Source organism: Halorubellus salinus, from assembly GCF_020567525.1.
GTDB classification, from domain to species: Archaea; Halobacteriota; Halobacteria; order Halobacteriales; family Natrialbaceae; genus Halorubellus; species Halorubellus salinus.
On record NZ_JAJCVI010000002.1, the window covers coordinates 603,796 to 620,424 of the forward strand.

The window sequence follows — 16,629 nt, forward strand, 5'->3', positions numbered from 1 at the left end:
CGGAGACCCTCTCGTCCGGTATGATCGCGTTCGAACTCCGGGACGTCGCTGGCGGCTGGGACACCGCCGCCCTCGGCCCCTCGGACCACGTCGAGTTCACCGTTCACGCGGACGACGACGCCGTCGTCCACACGTACGGGTCCTTCCACCAGCTCCTCCGGCTCTACGACTGCGCGAGCCGCGAGCGCACCAGGCACCCGCAGTTCCTCGGGTACGACCTCACCGAGCGCGGCGACAGCGTGCACGTCGACCTCCACGGCGGCCGCGTCGAGACGACCTACGGCGCACTCACGACCGCGCTCGAAGCGTTCCTCGGGGACGTCTTCGACGCGCTCGACGCCCACCCGACGCACGGGTCGCGCGACGACCACCTCGCCACCATCGCCGAGCACGACGTCGCACTCGTCGACGTCCACGCGCTCTACGACGACCTCGCCGAGGGCGGCGACTGACCGGCCACCACGCACCACGCGAACGAACGAGCGCCTTTTACTCGCCCGCCGCGAACGACCAGGCAATCGTGGACCTGCACGTGCGGTACGAGGGCGACGACGACCCGAAGAAGTGCACGGCGCGCAAGCTCGAGCGCTTCGACCTCGCCGAACTCCATCGCTCCGACCGCGCGACGCCGTACGGCGTCGTCCTGAACCCGCACGCCGAGGTCGCGCTGTCGCCGGCGGACGCGGACGCCGCGAACCTCGTCGCCCTGGACTGCTCGTGGGAGAGCGCCGGCGAGGCGATGTTCAGCCTCCCCGGCGACCACCGCGCGCTCCCGTTCCTCGTCGCCGCGAACCCCGTGAACTACGGGAACGCCTTCCAGCTCACGACCGTCGAAGCACTCGCTGCCGGCCTCCACATCCTCGGCGACCCCGAGCACGCCGAACGCATCCTCGCGAAGTTCACGTGGGGCGAGACGTTCCTCGAACTCAACGCCGAACCCCTCGATAGGTACGCCGCCTGCGAGAACTCGAAGGAGGTCGTCGCCGTCCAGGACGACTACCTCGTCGACGACGAGCACGACGGCGACGACGGCGACCGCGACGAGCGCTAGCCGCTCAGGCCTCGCGCCGGAGGCGCTGCACGACGAACTCCTGCTCCAGCTTCCCGAGGAACTGCCCGAGCTGCGGGCCCTCCGCTTCGCCGAAGAACAGCTCGTAGCCCGCACCGAAGAAGTCGCCGATGGGTAGTCCGTTGTCCTTCGCGGTCTCGTAGATCTCGCCCTGGATGGCCTCGCCGTCGTGGCCGGCGGCGACGAAGTCCGCGAGGTCGTCGAGCGCGGCTTCGGTCTCGGCGTCGAAGTCGACGTCCGGGAGGTCCTCGAGGACGGTGTAGTTGTACTCGTTGTCCTGCCGGCTCGCCCAGGTGCGCGCTCGCTCGACGCGCTCGAACGCGCGGTCGACGACCGCGTCGCTCGGGTCCTCGGGGAGGTGCCCTTGCTTGACGGCGTGCTCGACGCGCACGTCGTGGTCGGGGAACATCCCGAGGACCGCCGCGAACGTGTACGGGATCCTCGTCGGGCGTTCCTCGACGGGCGCGTCGGCGGGTGCGGTACCGGGGTCGAGGTGGTCGACGAGGAACGGATACACGCGCTCGGCGCGCTCGCGCTCGTCCTCGCTCGCCTCGACCTCGCCGTAGTAGACGGCCTCGAAGCGGTCGAACTCGTCGACGAGCTGGTCGAGGCGGGACAGCGGGAAGTCCCGCGCCTTCTTCGGGTTCTTCGCGAAGAAATGTCGGAGGACCTCGGGTTCCAGCAGGTCGAGGACGTCGTCGACGAGGACGACGTGGCCCTCGCTCGAACTGAAGGGTTCGCCGTCGAGCGTGAACCACTCGTACACCATCGGGACCGGCGGTTCGTTCCCCAGCAGGTTCCGGGCGACGTCGTCGCCGCTCGGCCACGACCCTTCCGCGTGGTCCTTCCCGAACGGTTCGAAGTCCACGCCCAGGACCTGCCACTGCGCGGGCCACTCGAGGCGCCACGGGAGTTTGCCCTCGCGGAGCGTCGCGGTGCCCGCGTGCCCGCAGCCCGAGATGACCTGGTCGCCGGCCTCCATGTCCGTGCACTCGTAGTCGACCTCGCCCTCGCTCGCGCGGATGGCGGTCACGGTCTCCGTGACCTTCCCGCACTCGCTGCAGATGGGATTGAAGGGGACGTAGTCGTCGTCGATCTTGTCCTGGTACTCGCGCAGCACCTCGCGAGCCTCGTCGACGTGCTCGAGGACGAACCGGGTGACCGCCTCGAAGTCGCCGTCCTCGTAGAGGTCGGTGTTCGAGGCGAGCTCGATCGGGACGCCGAGCGCGTCGGCGCCGGACTGGATGAGGTTCGAGAAGTGCGCGCCGTACGAATCACAGCACCCGAACGGGTCCGGGATCGCGGTGTAGGGATGCCCGAGGTTCCGGCCGAGCGCGCCCGCGTCGACGTCCCCGAGGTCGACGAGGTTGCCCTCCAGGTCCGCGAGCTTCCGCGGGAGCTTCCGCAAGGGATCCCGGTCGTCGCTCGTGAACACCTGGCGGACCTCGTAGCCGCGTTCGCGGAGCACTTCGGCGACGAAGTACCCGCGCATCACCTCGTTCATGTTCCCGAGGTGCGGGACGCCCGACGGCGAGATACCGCCCTTGACGACGATGGGCTCGTCGGGGTCGCGGTCGAGGACGGCGTCCGCGACGTGGTCCGCCCAGAAGGCGTGCCGGCGGTCATCGCCGTCGTCAGTGCTCAGCGTGTACGGGCTGATGGCGTCGTCGCTCACGACGCACCACCGGCCGCTACGAGGGGTCGAATCATACGAGAACGTCCGGTCGAACCGTTCTTAAGGGTTGTCAACTACCGAAAGCAGGCTGGATTCGACGATGAAAACCGGACGAAGAAGTGGAACGGACGGAGAGCGACGGGCGCGCTACTCGGCCCAGTACGTGAGCTGGTCGCCGGCGCCGTCGGGGACGACGTCGGTGCCCTCGTGTTCGCCGTAGCGGACGGCGTCGAGGACGCGCTCGGGGTCGGTACCGTCGAGGACGATGGTGCGCGTGCCGGCGCGCTGGATGATCTTCGCGGCGAGGAGGTCGACGGGCGCCGAGGAGCCGGCGTTCATCTCCAGGCCGGCGATGACGTCGACGAGGTCGGCGGCGGAGAGTTCGGGGTACTGTTCGGCGTCGTCGTCCTCGTTCGGGTCCGCGGAGTACACGCCGGGGACGGAGGTGGCGTACACGAGGAGGTCCGCACCCACGTATTCCGCGACGGCGGCGGACACCGCGTCCGTGGTCTGGGCGGGCGTGACGCCACCCATCACGCAGACGTCGCCGTTCCGGAGGACCTCGCCCGCTTCCTCGTAGTCGGTGGCGGGTGCGTTGGCGACGTCGTCACCGAGCGCGGCGATGAGGAGGCGCGCGTTCAGGCGCGTGACGTCGATGCCGAGCTGGTCGAGTTCGATCTCGTTCGCGCCGAGGTCGCGGGCTGCCCCGATGTACTCGCGGGCGACGCCGCCGCCGCCGACGACGGCCGCGACCTGGCATCCGTCGTCGACGAGCGTCCGAACGACGTCCGCGTACGCTGCCACGCGCGGGGCGTCGAGGTCGGGCGCGAGGACGCTTCCGCCGATGGAGACGACTACCTTCATGTTACACCCGCATACCCCGGTGGCGTTCATAAGGGTTGCCAACTCGCGTGCGACGGACGCCGCAGTGGTTTGGGCGTGGGCTTTCCTGTCGCGAGCGTTCACGTTACGACGACCGACGACAGGTGTCGGACGACCGCATCGAACGGGCGGTCGGGACGGTCGACCGACCGTCTGTGCGCGCCACCGTCGGGTGCGCGAGCGAGATTCGTTCGGCGCGTTCGGGAGCGAAACCAGTGGCTTCCGTCCCGATAGCTTCCATTACGCAGACATCCCGCTGGCCGCGGTAGGTGCTGATTTAGAAGAGTTAGAAGCGGTTCTAAAACGTCTAAGCTCCTCTAAGCGCTTCGTGAAACGACGGCAAATCGGCGCGAAACGTGAAATGAACACGAGATGACTCGAAAAAACACTAAACGAACCGAAGGGACTGCCCTTTATAACATCCTCCCGGTGATAGCGATGAGCGAGGCGAACTCACAATGAGCGCAACTACCCAACCCTCCACGGACGACGCGCCGAGCAAGGAAGCCCGCCTGACCGAGTACCTGCGCGAGAAGGCCGCGGACGGCGAGATGTACTTCAAGTCGAAGTTCATCGCCGACGAGGTCGGTCTCTCCCCCAAGGAGATCGGTGCGCTGATGGTCAAGCTCACCGACGCCGCAGAGGACCTCGAGATAGAGAAGTGGTCGTACACGAGCGCGACCACGTGGCGCGTCGAACCCGCCTGAGCGGGCGACGCCACGACGTCCGAGTCGCATCGGTCACTCCCGCGCGGACCTGGTCCCCGCCGGTCCCCGTACCCCTCCCCCACACCAACACCGACGTTCACTCACCCACCCGCTGCCCCGTCGACGACGGCCACTCCCACGGGGCGCCGTGGGTTTTTACGCGACCACGCCATAGCGACGGATAGATGCAGCCCGGTGACCCCGCTTGGTCCGCGAACTCGCCAGCAGACGGACGGCCGTCCGCACCGGCCGGCGCGCCCGACCCCGCAGCATTCGACGACCAGTTCCACACGTACGAGACGCAGGTCGTCGACGACGAGGTGCGGTACTACGGCGAGCCCCTCGGCAGTCCGGAGGCCGTCGTCCGCGACATCTGGGAGGTGTTCCACGAGCACGACCACGAGGTCGAGTTGACGGTCGAGGCCGGCCGGTACGTGCTCGTCGCGACCGAGCAATCCTACGGAATCGAGGGCGTTCCCTGGAAGAACGTCGCGCTGTTCCTCGCGACGGTCGTCACGACGCTGTTCGTCGGCGCGCAGTGGTACCTCATCGACCCGGTCGCGAACCCCTGGAAGGCGGTGACGACGGCGTGGCCGTTCTCCGCGGCCGTGATGGGCGTCCTGATGACCCACGAGCTCGGCCACTACGTCGCGAGTCGCTATCATCGCGTGAACGCGAGCCTCCCGTACTTCATCCCGTTCCCGAGTCTCATCGGGACGATGGGTGCCGTCATCCGGATGAAGGGCCGGATGCCCGACCGGAAGGCCCTGTTCGACATCGGCGCGAGCGGCCCGCTCGCGGGACTCGTCGCGACGATCGTCGTGACGACCATCGGGTTGTTCCTCCAGCCGATCCCCGTCGACCCCACCGTCATCGGGGCCGAGGGAACCATCACCATCAGTCTCGGGTTCCCGCCGCTGATGCACGCGCTCTCGTGGCTGACCGGACAGCCACTCCAGTACGGGCAGGCGCTGAACGTGAACCCGGTCGTCATCGGCGGCTGGGTGGGTGCGTTCGTCACCGTCCTGAACCTCATCCCGGTCGGGCAGCTCGACGGCGGCCACATCACGCGCGCCGTCTTCGGCGAGAACCAGTCGACGCTCGCCGCGGTCGTCCCCGTGGGGTTGTTCGGGCTCGCGGGCTACCTCCACTACTTCGAGAACATCGCGTTCCAGGCGGTCGCCGTCTGGGTGTTCTGGGGCGTGCTCGCGCTCGTCGTCGGACGCGCCGGCACCGCCGAACCGGTTCGCGACGAACCCCTGGATTCGCGACGCCTCGCGCTCGCCGCGCTCACGTTCGTGCTCGGCGCCGCGTGCTTCATGCCGGTTCCCGTGCTCGTCTCGACGACCTGACCGGGCGACTCGGTGCGGGCCGCGGACGCCGGTCTCCCCGTGGAAGCTGGTCGCCGCGTGGACGCCAGTCGCCGGTCAGTCCCCGTGCGTGAACCCGCGGTCCGGGAGGGCATCCCCGCCTGCGGTGACGGCTGCGTCGCCGCCTGCGTCGGCGGCCGCGGCCGCGACGTCGCCGACGACGGTGAGGTCGACCGGGCACGCGTCGCGTGCGGCCGCGACGTCGCGCTCGGGGAGCGTGCAGACGAGTTCGAAGTCCTCGCCGAAGAAGACGGTCATCTCGCGAGCGTCCGCGTCGTCGGTCGCGTAGTCGGCGACGGCGTCGACCGCGGGGACGGCTGCCTCGTCGACGTCGACCGTGCAGTCGCTCGCGGCGGCGAGCTGGTGGAGTGACCGTGCGAGGCCGTCGCTGGAGTCCATCATCGCGGTCGCGTACGGGGCGAGGGCGCGGCCGGCGGCGACGCGGGGCGTGAACTGGAAGAGCTCGTTCGCGCGGTCGACGTCGCCCGCGTCGAACGCCCGGAGCGCCGCCGCCGACCGGCCGAGGCCGCCGGTGACGCAGACGACGTCGCCTGCGTTCGCGCCCGAGCGAGTGACGGGGTCGTCGATCTCGCCGAGTGCCGTCGACGCGACCGTGAACTCGTCGTGGCCGTCGAGGTCACCGCCGACGTACTCCGCGTCGACGCGCTCGCAGACGTCGCGAGCGCCCGAGAGGAACGCCTCGAGTTCCGCAGCGTCGAACGCTGGCGCGCCGTACACGGCGACGGCGGCGGTCGCCGTCGCGCCCATCGCGGCGACGTCCGAGAGCGACGCGCCGACCGCCCGCCAGCCCGCCGTGTACCGCGTCGTCCCCGCCGGGAAGTCCGTCGACTCGTGGAGCATGTCCGTCGTCACCACGGTCCCGTCGACGACCGCGGCATCGTCCCCGGCACGCCCGACCAGGCCACCGACCAGGTCGAGTGCCGCCCGTTCGTCCATGCCCTCGAATTGCGGTCGAATCGACAAAAGCGACGCGATACCGAGCCCCAGCGCCGCCGGCTCCGGCTCGACGCCACCGACGGACCCCAGGGCCGTCGACGGTCCGCCCGCACCGTCGTTGCGAGGCGGTGGGTTCAAACCGAGTGCGGTCGTCGGCTCGTGTATGTTCGAGGACGTCGACGGTCGCGCCATCGCCGCCGGGTTCCTCGGCGCGGCCCTGGTCCTCGTCGGTCTCCTGTGGTTCGTCGGCGTCGACGAGGTGCTCACGCGAGTGACGAACGCACCACCGAGCATGCTCGCACTCATCGTCGCCGCCGCCGCCTGCTGGCTCGCGTCGTGGGGGCTCGCGCTCCGCGCCGTCCTCGCGAGCCTCGGCCTCTCGCTGTCGCGAGTCCAGTCGTTCGTCGTGTTCTCGGCGGCGACGTTCGCGAACAACGTCACGCCGTTCGGGCAAGCCGGCGGGGAACCCGTGAGCGCGCTGTTCATCTCGCGCGAAGCCGACACCGAGTACGAGACCGCGCTCGCCGCCATCGCGAGCGTCGACGGCCTGAACTTCGTTCCCTCCATCGGGTTCGCGTTGCTCGCGGTCGGGTACTACGCGGTCACCATCGCGTTCAACGACCGGCTCGTGTTCGTCGCCACCGCGGTCGCCGCGCTCGCCGTCGCGCTCGCCGCCGCCGCCGTCCTCGGGTGGCGGAACCGGTACGCGATAGAGCACCGGCTCGTCCGCGGGCTCGCACCCATCCTCGGTCGCGTGACCGCACGCCTCCCCGTCGTCTCGCGCGTCAAGGTCGACGTCATCGAACGCCGCATCGAGGGGTTCTTCCACGCCATCGAGCGCGTCGCGACCGACCGCCAGAACCTCGCGAGCGCGCTCAGTCTGTCCGCGCTCGGGTGGGCGTTCTCCATCACGTCGCTGTCGCTATCGCTGTACGCGGTCAGTGACGTGGCCGCCGTGAACGTCGTCGCCGCCGCGATGCTCGCCATCCCCCTCGGCAGTCTCGCCGGCGTCACCCCGCTCCCCGGCGGCCTCGGCGGCATCGAAGCCGTCCTCATCTTCGTGCTGACGCCCGTCCTCCCCGCGCTCGGAAGCGGAGCCGTCGCCGCTGCCGTCCTCCTGCATCGCGCCGCGACGTACTGGCTCCCGTTGCTCGTCGGCGGCGGCTCCGTCGCCGCACTCTCCGCGCGAGCCGACTAGCACCACGTCTCGCGGCCGTTCACCGCCGAACACGCCGGGTTCGAGCGCGTCGCCGCGGCTATCGAATACGATGGACTTTTAGGCAGCGCGGGGGTACGAACCGGCAATGACGACGATGTACGACGTCCCGGCGGACGCGCTCATCGAGGCGCTCGCCGACGACCTCTCGGACCGACTCGAGGAACCGGAATGGATGATCGTCACGAAGACCGGGAACAGCAAGGAGCTGCCCCCCGAACAGGAGGACTTCTGGGCCACCCGCGGCGCCAGCCTCCTCCGGAAGGTCGCCGACAACGAACCCATCGGTATCGAGCGCCTGTCGACGATGTACGGCGGCTCGAAGGCCGGCACGAACCGCTACGGCGTCTCCGGCACGCACCGCGAGGACGGCTCGAAGAAGGTCATCCGGACGCTCCTCCAGCAGCTCGAGGACGAGGACCTCATCCAGACGCGCGAAGGCCAGGGTCGCGCCATCACGCCCGCGGGCCGCAGCTTGCTGGACGACACGGCCGGCCAGGTCATGCAGGACCTCGACCGTCCGGAACTCGAGAAGTACGCGTAAGCAGGTCGTCGGGGCTGGCGTGTCGAGTCCCGAAACCGTTTTTTCGCCGACGCACCAAAGCGTTCGTATGAGCGACAGCCAGGACGACCTCGAGAAGCTACGCGAGGAGAAGATGCAGGAGCTCCGCGAGCGCAAGCAGGCCCAGGAGGGCGATAGCGAGGCGCAGGAGGCCCGCCAGCAGGAGGCCGAGGCCCAGAAGAAGGCGTTGCTCCGCCAGCACCTCACGGACGGGGCGCGAAAGCGCCTGAACTCGGTGAAGATGAGCAAGCCTGAGTTCGGCGAGCAGGCCGAACAGCAGATTCTCGCGCTCGCGCAGCGCGGGCAGATCGGTGGGAAGATAGACGAGGAGAAGATGAAGGCGCTCCTGAAGGAACTCAAGCCCGACGAGAAGAGCTTCAACGTGCGTCGGCGGTAGATGGAGCTCGGGTTGCTCTACAGCGGTGGGAAGGATTCGACGCTCGCCGCACTGTTGCTCGACGACTTCTACGACGTGACGCTCGTCACCGGTCACTTCGGCGTGACCGACGACTGGGAGCACGCGAAAGCGGCAGCCGAGTCGGTCGGGTTCGCGCACGAACGCATCGAGCTCGACGAGGCTGCGGCGCGCGATGCGGTCGAGAAGATGGTCGCGGATGGGTTCCCGCGGAACGGCATCCAGGCGGTCCACGAGCACGCGCTCGAGCGCCTGGCCGCGGAAGGGTTCGACGCGATCGCGGACGGGACGCGCCGCGACGACCGCGTGCCGACGGTGTCGCGTGCGCAAGCGCAGAGCCTCGAGGATCGCCACGACGTGGACTACATCTCGCCGCTCTCGGGGTTCGGTCGTGGCGCGGTCGACCGGCTCGTCGACTCCGCGCTCTCGGTGACGGTCGGCCCGAGCGAGGACATCCCGCGCGCTGACTACGAGGCCGAGTTGCGGGTGCTGCTCCGCGAGGAACACGGCGAGGGCGCGGTCGCCGAGGTGTTCCCGGCGCACGACCAGACGTACGTCGAAGGGCCACGATAGGGCGTCCTTCGGCGCGCTCAGCCACGCTCGGCGTGCACTCGACGAACGCTCGGTGGACGCTCGACGAACGCTCGGTGGACGCTCGGGTTCGTGGCGTGCGTCGGCAAGCGAAAGGTTGGAGGGACGGACTCGCGAAGCCTCGGGTATGTATGATGGACTGAAGGGGTTCAAGGACTTCTATCCCCGTGAGATGGCCGCCCACAGGGAGGTCATCGATACCGTCGAAGGGGCGGCGCGCCGGTACGGGTTCCGGGAGGTAGAGACCCCGCGACTCGAGCGTGCGGAGATGTGGACGGACAAGTCCGGTGACGAAATCGTCGACGAGCTGTACGCGTTCGAGGACAAGGGCGGGCGGATGGTGACGCTCGCGCCCGAGTTGACGCCGACGGTCGCGCGGATGGTCGTCGCGAAGCAACAGGAGCTCTCGAAGCCGATCAAGTGGATGTCGACGCGGCCGTTCTGGCGATACGAGGCCGTCCAGCAGGGGCGTTTCCGCGAGTTCTACCAGACGAACGTCGACATCTTCGGGTCGAGCGAGCCGGACGCGGACGCGGAGATCCTCGCGTTCGCGGCGGACGCGCTCGTCGACCTCGGCCTCGACGCTGCGGACTTCGAGTTCCGCGTCTCCCACCGCGACGTCCTCGGGACGCTCCTCTCGGAGTACGGCGACGACGTCGACACGCGCGAGGCGATCCGTGCGGTCGACAAGCGCGCGAAAGTCGAGGAGAACGAGTACCTCGGGTTGCTCGCCGACGCGGGCCTGAGCTACGACGACGCCCGCCAGTTCGACGACCTCCTCGTCGCGGGCGAGGACGACCTCGACGAACTCGTCGCATTCAGCGACGCGGTCGAACCTGCGGTGGACAACCTTCGCGCGGTCCTCGACGCGGCCGAGGACTTCGGCGTCCGCGAGTACTGCGACCTGTCGCTGACGACCGCTCGCGGCCTCGACTACTACACTGGCGTGGTGTTCGAGTGCTTCGACAGCGCGGGCGAGGTCGGCCGCTCCGTGTTCGGCGGCGGCCGCTACGACGACCTCATCGAGGACTTCGGCGGCCAGCCGACGCCCGCGGTCGGCGTCGCACCCGGCGTGATGAACTCCACGCTTCCCCTCCTCCTCCAGCGCGCCGGCGTCTGGCCCGAGGAGGAACTCGCGACGGACTACTACGTCCTCCAGGTCGGCGACACGCGCCCCGTCGCCGCGAGAGTCGCGCGCGACCTCCGCGCCGCGGGTCACGTCGTCGAGACGGACGTCTCCGGGCGGAGCTTCGGCGCACAGATGGGGTACGCGGACTCCATCAACGCCGACACCGTCGTCATCGTCGGCGAGCAGGACCTCGAGAACGACGAGGTCACGATCAAGGACATGGACAGCGGCGACCAGACGACCGCGGCCGTCGACGAGTTCCCCGGGGACCGCACGCGACCGACGTACGACGACTACGCCTGACTACGCGTCCTCGCCGCTCGCGGCCGCGTCACCGCCTTCTTCTTCCGATTCGGCTTCGCCTTCGTCGAGTGCGGCACGGCACCGGTAGACGACCGCCGCCTGGACCATCTCGCCGGGCGTCCGGAACGCTGTCGTCCGGGAGAGGAACGAGCTCGTGGTCGCGGCCGCGGGGTCGGCGTCGTCGCCGTCGCGGCGACCGGCGAACGCGGCGTCGACGTTCGAGCGCGCCCACGGACTCGCGCCGAGGAAGTCCGCGAACGACTCGAACTCCGAGTTCGCTTGCAGGAACGCTGGACTCAACAGGGTCGCGAGCGCGGCAACGTCGCCCTCGGCGACCCTGTCCGCGAGTTCCGCGCCCTCGCCGAGCGCGTCGGTGAGCGCGTCCAGGTCCGCGTCCGTGTACGGGCCGTCGTCGAGCGCGAGTCGGTCGGCGAGGTTCGCGCCGACGAGGTCGGCGACCTCCTCGCCCGAGTACTCCGTCATGGCGCGGTAGTCGCCCGGCGCGCGGGTAAGCGTGTCGCCGATCGACCACGACGACGCCACGCGACGGTTCAAGTACGAGGCCGCGGCGACGGTCGGCGTGCCGTGACGACCCATCGCGGGGCGCGCCCGACGACCAGCGCGACGCCAGCGTCCCGCGGCGATCGACCCAGCACGTGCCCCCTCGCGTGACCGGCAGGGAGCGGGCTCGGTGCGGCGTCGCCAGTCAGCCCCCCAGCAGTAGACGGGGACACCGCGGTCCGTAGCGCACTTCTCCCCGAGTCGCGTAGCCGCTGGCATGCGAGCGTTCCGCGTCGCCTACGACGGTCGCCCGTACCACGGCTTCCAGCGCCAGCCGAACGTGCCGACCGTCGAGGACGCCATCTTCGACGCGCTCCGCGGCCTCGGCGTGCTCGCGGCCGACGCCGGCGCGCCCGACGGATACGCGGCAGCGGGCCGCACGGACGCCGGCGTGTCCGCGATAACGCAGACCGTCGCGTTCGAGTGCCCGGACTGGCTGACGCCCCGCGCGTTCAACGGCGAACTCCCCGAGCACGTCCGCGCGTGGGCGAGTGCCGACGTCCACGACGCGTTCCACGCGACCCATCACGCGACGAGCCGCGCGTACGACTACCACCTGTACGCGCCGACCGCCGACGTCGACCGCGCAGCCGCGGCACTCGCGAAGCTCGAAGGCACCCACGACTTCGCGGACCTGACCGCGGCGAGCGACGACGACACGACGCGGACCGTCGAGACGGCGACCGTCGTTCGCGAGGGCGACGTCCTCCGCGTGCACGTTCGCGCCGACGGGTTCCTCTGGGAGCTCGTGCGCCGGCTCGTCGCGCTCGTCCGGAGCGTCGCGACCGGCGACCGCGACCTCGACGCCGTCGACCGCGCGCTCGCAACCGAACCGCTCCCCGACCACGAGCGCGTCGGGCCCGCCCCACCCGAGCCGCTCGTGCTCGTCGACGCGACCTACCCCGAGGTCGCGTTCGAGCGCGACGACGAGGCCGCAACGAGCGCCACCACCGTCTTCGAGTCCGCGCACGCCACCGCCGTCTCACGAGCTCGCGTCACCAGCGCGCTCCGGGACGGCGTCGATGCGCCATCCGCCGATACCGACGACAGTCCACGCTGAACCGGCCGCCCGCCGATACCGACGACAGTCCACGCTGAACCGGGCGTCCACCGGCGAGAGTGCGACGTGATAGCGATTGGACTTATGTCGCTCCCTCGCGTAGCGATGGCATGGTCGAGTCCTCGTCCGCGGCGCGACGGGTGGTGCGCGTCGCCGGGCGCGTCGCCTACGCGGCCCTGGTCGTCCACGCGCTCTACGTCGTCCTCACCGCCGAGTGGCCAGAAGCGGCAGCGCTCGTCTTCCTCCTCGCCGTCTGGTACGACTATCGAGCCTCGACGACGCTCCGGCGCGTCCACCGGCGGATGTTCGGACGCGCCGCCGGGCCGTCCTCGAGCTGACCGTCGCGTCACCTCGTCCCGGACCGAGTCAGTGCTCCCAGTTCGTCGGCCAGATGCCGGCGGCGCGCATGCCGGCGTCGAAGTCCTGGTCGACCATCGCGTCCCTGAGTGCGTCCTCGTCGACGCGCTCGACGTCGTTCTCCGCGACCTCGCGCACGAGGAGCGTGGCGAGCATCGCGTGCTCGCGGACGACACGGGAGTCGGTCTTGTCGAACGTGTCGGCGGCGGTGTGTCCCCAGCCGCGGCCGCGCTCGCCGGAGTCACTGTGTAGCTGTATCGCGGGAACGCGCTCGCGGAGGAACGGCCAGTGGTCGCTCCACGGGTGCGGGTCCGCGTCCGTCCGAACGGGGTGGTCGACGGCGTCGGCGACGGCGTCGACCGCGTCCGCGAGGTCGTCGCTTCCGTGCGGCATCGCGACGAGGTTCCGGTGGCGGCCGGCGCCGTCAACGTTCACGACCGCGTGCACGTCGTCGAGCTCGAGTGCGTCCGCGAGCGCCGTGCCGCCGAGGAGGCCGACCTCTTCGGCGCCGACGCCGGCGACGCGGACGCGAGCATCGAGCACGTCTGCTGCGTCGAGCCGGCCGAGCGTGCGAGCGAGTGCGACGACGACGGCGATCCCGCAGCCGTTGTCGAGCGCTCCCTCCGCGACGTCGTGCGCGTCGAAGTGCGCGAGCACCACGACCTCGCGGTTCGCGTCGTCGGGACCGAGGACGCCGTGGACGAACTCGCTCTCGCCGTCGTCCATCGTCGCGTTCACGTCGAGTTCGAGCGTCGCGTCGCGGTCGGCGTACTCCGCGAGCCACGCGCCCGTCTCCTTCGAGACGCCGACGCCGGGTGCGGCCGCTGGTTCGTCGAACCGGAGCGACCCCGTCGGCGGGAGCTGGCCGTCGACGTGGTTCCGGAACAGGAACGCGTCGGCGCCGGCGTCGATGGCGTGCCCGAACGACTCCATCCGGTGCACGAACCGGCCGTCAGCGGGAGAGTCCGTGCGGGCGAGTGCGATCGCGCCGTCGAGGTCGGCGTCCGCGATCTCCGCGTGCGTGCCGTGCCCGACGTCGACGAGCGGGCCGTCGACGCTCGCAGTCGGCGAGTACGGGAGCGCGAGCGCGTCGAACTCGCGGTCGACGGGGTCGGTGACGCGGAGCGTCGTGTCGCCGCGCGTCCAGGCCGTGAGCGGGAACGACTCGCGGTCGACGTCGCGGACGTCAGCGTCCCGGAACGCATCGGCGACGAGGGCAGCGGCACGCGCTTCGCCGGGATGACCGGCCATCCGGTCGTCGAGCTCGCAGAGGCGTCGCAGGAACCGACGGGGTTCGTCGTCGCGCCACGTCGCACCGAGCGCGGTATCGAGGTCCATGCCCCGGCCTACGGCCGCGAGCGTAAACCAGTTCGGCCCCGGCCAGCACGCCCGCGTAGGGGCAAGGTCGTGGTGAGTGGCAACGCTTACCTGAAGCTATGGCCAAGAGCGGGCCATGAGTTCGGTCCCAGAACGATCCGAGATCGACGAGGAGTACAAGTGGGACCTCGAGAGCATCTACGCCTCCGACGACGAGTGGGAGGCCGCCTTCGAGGACGTGAGTGAACGACTGGAGGACCTGGCGGCGTACGAGGGGTCGGTCGTCGACGACGGCGAGACGCTCCTGGAGACGCTGGAGACGCGCGACGACGTGATGCGGGAGGTCGCGAAGGTCGCGAACTACGCGCAGATGCGCTCGTCGGAGGACACGACGAACCAGCAGTACCAGGCGTTGTCGGCGCGCTCGCAGTCGCTGGCGTCGGACGCGCAGTCGGCGGCGTCGTTCATCGAACCGGAGATCCAGAGTGCGAGTCGCGACGAGGTGTCGGCGATGGTCGAGTCGACCGATGGCCTGGAGCAGTACGAGCACTATCTCGACGACGTCCTGCGGACGAAACCGCATACCCGCTCGGCGGAGGTCGAGGAGGTACTCGCGGAGCTCGGGGAGGTCACGCACGGGAGCGGGGACGTGTACAGTATGCTCGCGAACGCGGACATGGAGTTCCCGACCGTCGAGAAGCCCGACGGTGACGCCGTGGAGATCACGCAGTCGAACTTCACGACGCTCCTCAAGAATCAGGACCGCGAGTTCCGGCAGACGGTCCACGAGGAGTTCTACGACGAGTGGGCTGACGTCCGGAACGCGGTCGGGACGGCGTACAAGAACTCCGTGAAGGCGGACGTGAAGGAGGCACGCGTCCGGCACTACGAGACGGCTCGCGAAGCGGCGATGGACGGCCCGAACGTCCCCGTTGAGGTGTACGACAATCTCGTGGAGACCGTTCGAGAGAATCTCGACAAGCTCCACCGGCACAGCGAGTTGAAGGCCGAGGTGCTCGGTGTGGACGAACTGGAGATGTGGGACGTCTACATGCCGATGACGGAGTCCGAGAGTCCGGACGTCGAGTACGAGGAGGCGACGGAGTACGTCGTCGACTCGCTCGGCGTCCTCGGCGAGGAGTACCAGTCGCGGGTCGCGGAGGGCCTGGAGTCGCGGTGGGTGGACGTCTACGAGAACGAGGGGAAGCGAGCGGGTGCGTTCTCCAGTGGGACGTACGACACGCAGCCGTTCATCATGATGAACTACCAGGACGACATCGCGTCGATGTACACGCTCGCGCACGAGCTCGGGCACTCGATGCACTCGGAGTACACGAAGGATGCGCAGCCGTACGTGTATTCGAGTTACGAGATCTTCGTGGCGGAGGTGGCGTCGACGGTGAACGAGACGCTCCTCACGCATCACCTCCTGGAGACCGTGGAGGACCCCGAGTTCCGCCGGCACGTCCTGAACGAGTACCTGGAGCGGGTGCGGTCGACGCTCTACCGGCAGACGATGTTCGCGGACTTCGAGCATCAGGCCCACCAGTTGGCGGAGGACGGCGAGGCGATCACGCCGGACGCGCTCGACGAGATCTACGGCGACCTGAAGCGCGAGTTCTACGAGCCGGCGAACGTCGACGACCACATCGAGCGCGAGTGGATGCGCATCCCGCACTTCTATCGCGCGTACTACGTCTACCAGTACGCGACGGGTATCTCGGCGGCGGTGGCGCTCAGCCAGCAGATCCTGGAGGGTGACGAGGAGGCGGCGGAACGGTACCGCGAGTTCCTCTCGAAGGGCTCCCGCGAGTACCCGCTCAAACTCCTGCAGGGCGCGGGCGTGGACATGTCGACGAGCGACCCGATCCAGTCCGCGCTCGACGTCTACGACGACTACCTCGACGAGATGGCGACCCTGATCTGACCGGCTGGGGCACTAGGAGTATCGAGACGGCTCTTTTCGCTGGGTTCGTCGTCGACGACTACCGAGAGGGGCGTCGTTGTCGACGTGGCGTTGCGTCGCCGCGAGCCAACAAGGGATGGCGGTCAGTCGTCGTTGTGGTCGTCGGCGTCCTCGAGGTCGATCTCGACGGGGTCGTCGCTCGCCTCGACGTCGTCGGATTCGTCGTCCTCGGAGAGGGCTTCCGCTTCCTCGTCGGCGTCGTCGGTGCGGTCCGCGTCGGATGCGGTCTCGGCGCTCGCTGCGAGGAGGAATCCGGTGAGGCCGGCGGCGATCATGCCGGCGCCGCTGGCGCGCGTCGCGTCGACGTACCAGTCGCGGGGCGTGAACTCGCCGTCGCCGAGGTCCTCGTAGCGCGAGGCGAGCGAGAGTTTGTCGCCGAGGATGGCGGCTTTCTTCGGGGCGACGAGCGTGACGACGCCGACGGCGACCGTTCCGAGTGACGCGACCTTCCGGAGCTTCGGGTTACCGAGCATACACGAACGTTCGGGGCGG

Annotated in this window: 18 protein-coding genes; 12 read left to right on the top strand and 6 right to left on the bottom strand. The window is 69.4% G+C overall.

What is annotated here, in order from left to right:
• The first annotated feature begins 20 nt into the window (after positions 1-20).
• Both LI336_RS07550 and LI336_RS07555 read left to right on the top strand, forming a co-directional pair.
• On the top strand, positions 21-452 hold the full coding sequence (locus LI336_RS07550) for a hypothetical protein (protein ID WP_227132407.1): 432 nt from the start codon (positions 21-23) through the stop codon (positions 450-452).
• 68 nt (positions 453-520) lie between these two features.
• On the top strand, positions 521-1,051 hold the full coding sequence (locus LI336_RS07555) for a DUF367 family protein (RefSeq protein ID WP_227132408.1): 531 nt from the start codon (positions 521-523) through the stop codon (positions 1,049-1,051).
• 4 nt (positions 1,052-1,055) lie between these two features.
• Here the strand turns inward: LI336_RS07555 and lysS are convergent, their stop codons facing one another.
• Both lysS and pyrH read right to left on the bottom strand, forming a co-directional pair.
• Positions 1,056-2,744 (bottom strand): lysine--tRNA ligase, encoded by a 1,689-nt coding sequence (lysS, locus tag LI336_RS07560; RefSeq protein WP_368408354.1) that lies wholly within the window; start codon positions 2,742-2,744, stop codon positions 1,056-1,058.
• Between the two features lie 147 nt (positions 2,745-2,891).
• Positions 2,892-3,608, bottom strand: coding sequence for a UMP kinase (gene pyrH, locus LI336_RS07565; protein WP_227132410.1), 717 nt, complete (start codon positions 3,606-3,608; stop codon positions 2,892-2,894).
• Between the two features lie 476 nt (positions 3,609-4,084).
• On the opposite strand from pyrH, the gene LI336_RS07570 reads away from it, so the two are divergent.
• On the top strand, positions 4,085-4,333 hold the full coding sequence (locus LI336_RS07570) for a DUF7123 family protein (protein ID WP_227132412.1): 249 nt from the start codon (positions 4,085-4,087) through the stop codon (positions 4,331-4,333).
• Positions 4,334-4,518: 185 nt separating this feature from the next.
• Positions 4,519-5,685, top strand: a complete 1,167-nt coding sequence (locus tag LI336_RS07575) for a site-2 protease family protein (RefSeq protein ID WP_227132413.1) — start codon at positions 4,519-4,521, stop codon at positions 5,683-5,685.
• A gap of 75 nt (positions 5,686-5,760) precedes the next feature.
• On the opposite strand, the gene thiL is transcribed toward LI336_RS07575, so the two are convergent.
• The gene (thiL, locus tag LI336_RS07580) at positions 5,761-6,660 is read right to left on the bottom strand and encodes a thiamine-phosphate kinase (RefSeq protein ID WP_227132414.1); all 900 of its coding nucleotides are present in this window, start codon (positions 6,658-6,660) and stop codon (positions 5,761-5,763) included.
• A 163-nt stretch (positions 6,661-6,823) separates the two neighbouring features.
• Between thiL and LI336_RS07585 the strand changes: the two genes are divergently transcribed.
• The 5 genes from LI336_RS07585 to hisS all read left to right on the top strand — a co-directional run bounded on the left by LI336_RS07585 (position 6,824) and on the right by hisS (position 10,876).
• A complete protein-coding gene (locus LI336_RS07585) occupies positions 6,824-7,858 on the top strand; it encodes a lysylphosphatidylglycerol synthase transmembrane domain-containing protein (protein WP_227132416.1) in 1,035 nt (344 codons plus the stop codon).
• Between the two features lie 106 nt (positions 7,859-7,964).
• Positions 7,965-8,420 carry a 30S ribosomal protein S19e gene (locus tag LI336_RS07590; protein WP_227132418.1) on the top strand — a complete coding sequence of 152 codons (456 nt, stop codon included), beginning with the start codon at positions 7,965-7,967 and terminating at the stop codon, positions 8,418-8,420.
• 67 nt (positions 8,421-8,487) lie between these two features.
• Positions 8,488-8,835: a DNA-binding protein gene (locus LI336_RS07595; RefSeq protein WP_227132419.1), complete on the top strand. Its 348-nt coding sequence runs from the start codon at positions 8,488-8,490 to the stop codon at positions 8,833-8,835.
• The gene (locus LI336_RS07600) at positions 8,836-9,426 is read left to right on the top strand and encodes a DUF7411 family protein (protein WP_227132421.1); all 591 of its coding nucleotides are present in this window, start codon (positions 8,836-8,838) and stop codon (positions 9,424-9,426) included.
• Between the two features lie 145 nt (positions 9,427-9,571).
• Complete coding sequence (gene hisS, locus LI336_RS07605) at positions 9,572-10,876, top strand: histidine--tRNA ligase (protein ID WP_227132423.1); 1,305 nt, start codon at positions 9,572-9,574, stop codon at positions 10,874-10,876.
• Here hisS and LI336_RS07610 read toward each other — a convergent pair whose 3' ends face one another.
• Entirely contained in the window at positions 10,877-11,359 is a 483-nt protein-coding gene (locus tag LI336_RS07610) for a hypothetical protein (RefSeq protein WP_227132425.1), read from the bottom strand.
• A 295-nt stretch (positions 11,360-11,654) separates the two neighbouring features.
• Here LI336_RS07610 and truA point away from each other — a divergent pair, with 295 nt between their 5' ends.
• Both truA and LI336_RS07620 read left to right on the top strand, forming a co-directional pair.
• Positions 11,655-12,497 (top strand): tRNA pseudouridine(38-40) synthase TruA, encoded by an 843-nt coding sequence (truA, locus tag LI336_RS07615; RefSeq protein ID WP_227132427.1) that lies wholly within the window; start codon positions 11,655-11,657, stop codon positions 12,495-12,497.
• A gap of 110 nt (positions 12,498-12,607) precedes the next feature.
• Positions 12,608-12,835: a hypothetical protein gene (locus tag LI336_RS07620; protein WP_227132429.1), complete on the top strand. Its 228-nt coding sequence runs from the start codon at positions 12,608-12,610 to the stop codon at positions 12,833-12,835.
• A 28-nt stretch (positions 12,836-12,863) separates the two neighbouring features.
• Here LI336_RS07620 and LI336_RS07625 read toward each other — a convergent pair whose 3' ends face one another.
• Positions 12,864-14,192: a M28 family peptidase gene (locus LI336_RS07625; RefSeq protein ID WP_227132430.1), complete on the bottom strand. Its 1,329-nt coding sequence runs from the start codon at positions 14,190-14,192 to the stop codon at positions 12,864-12,866.
• Between the two features lie 115 nt (positions 14,193-14,307).
• On the opposite strand from LI336_RS07625, the gene pepF reads away from it, so the two are divergent.
• Positions 14,308-16,098, top strand: coding sequence for an oligoendopeptidase F (gene pepF, locus LI336_RS07630; RefSeq protein ID WP_227132432.1), 1,791 nt, complete (start codon positions 14,308-14,310; stop codon positions 16,096-16,098).
• 122 nt (positions 16,099-16,220) lie between these two features.
• Here pepF and LI336_RS07635 read toward each other — a convergent pair whose 3' ends face one another.
• Positions 16,221-16,610: a DUF6199 family natural product biosynthesis protein gene (locus tag LI336_RS07635; protein WP_227132434.1), complete on the bottom strand. Its 390-nt coding sequence runs from the start codon at positions 16,608-16,610 to the stop codon at positions 16,221-16,223.
• Between the last annotated feature and the right edge of the window lie 19 nt (positions 16,611-16,629).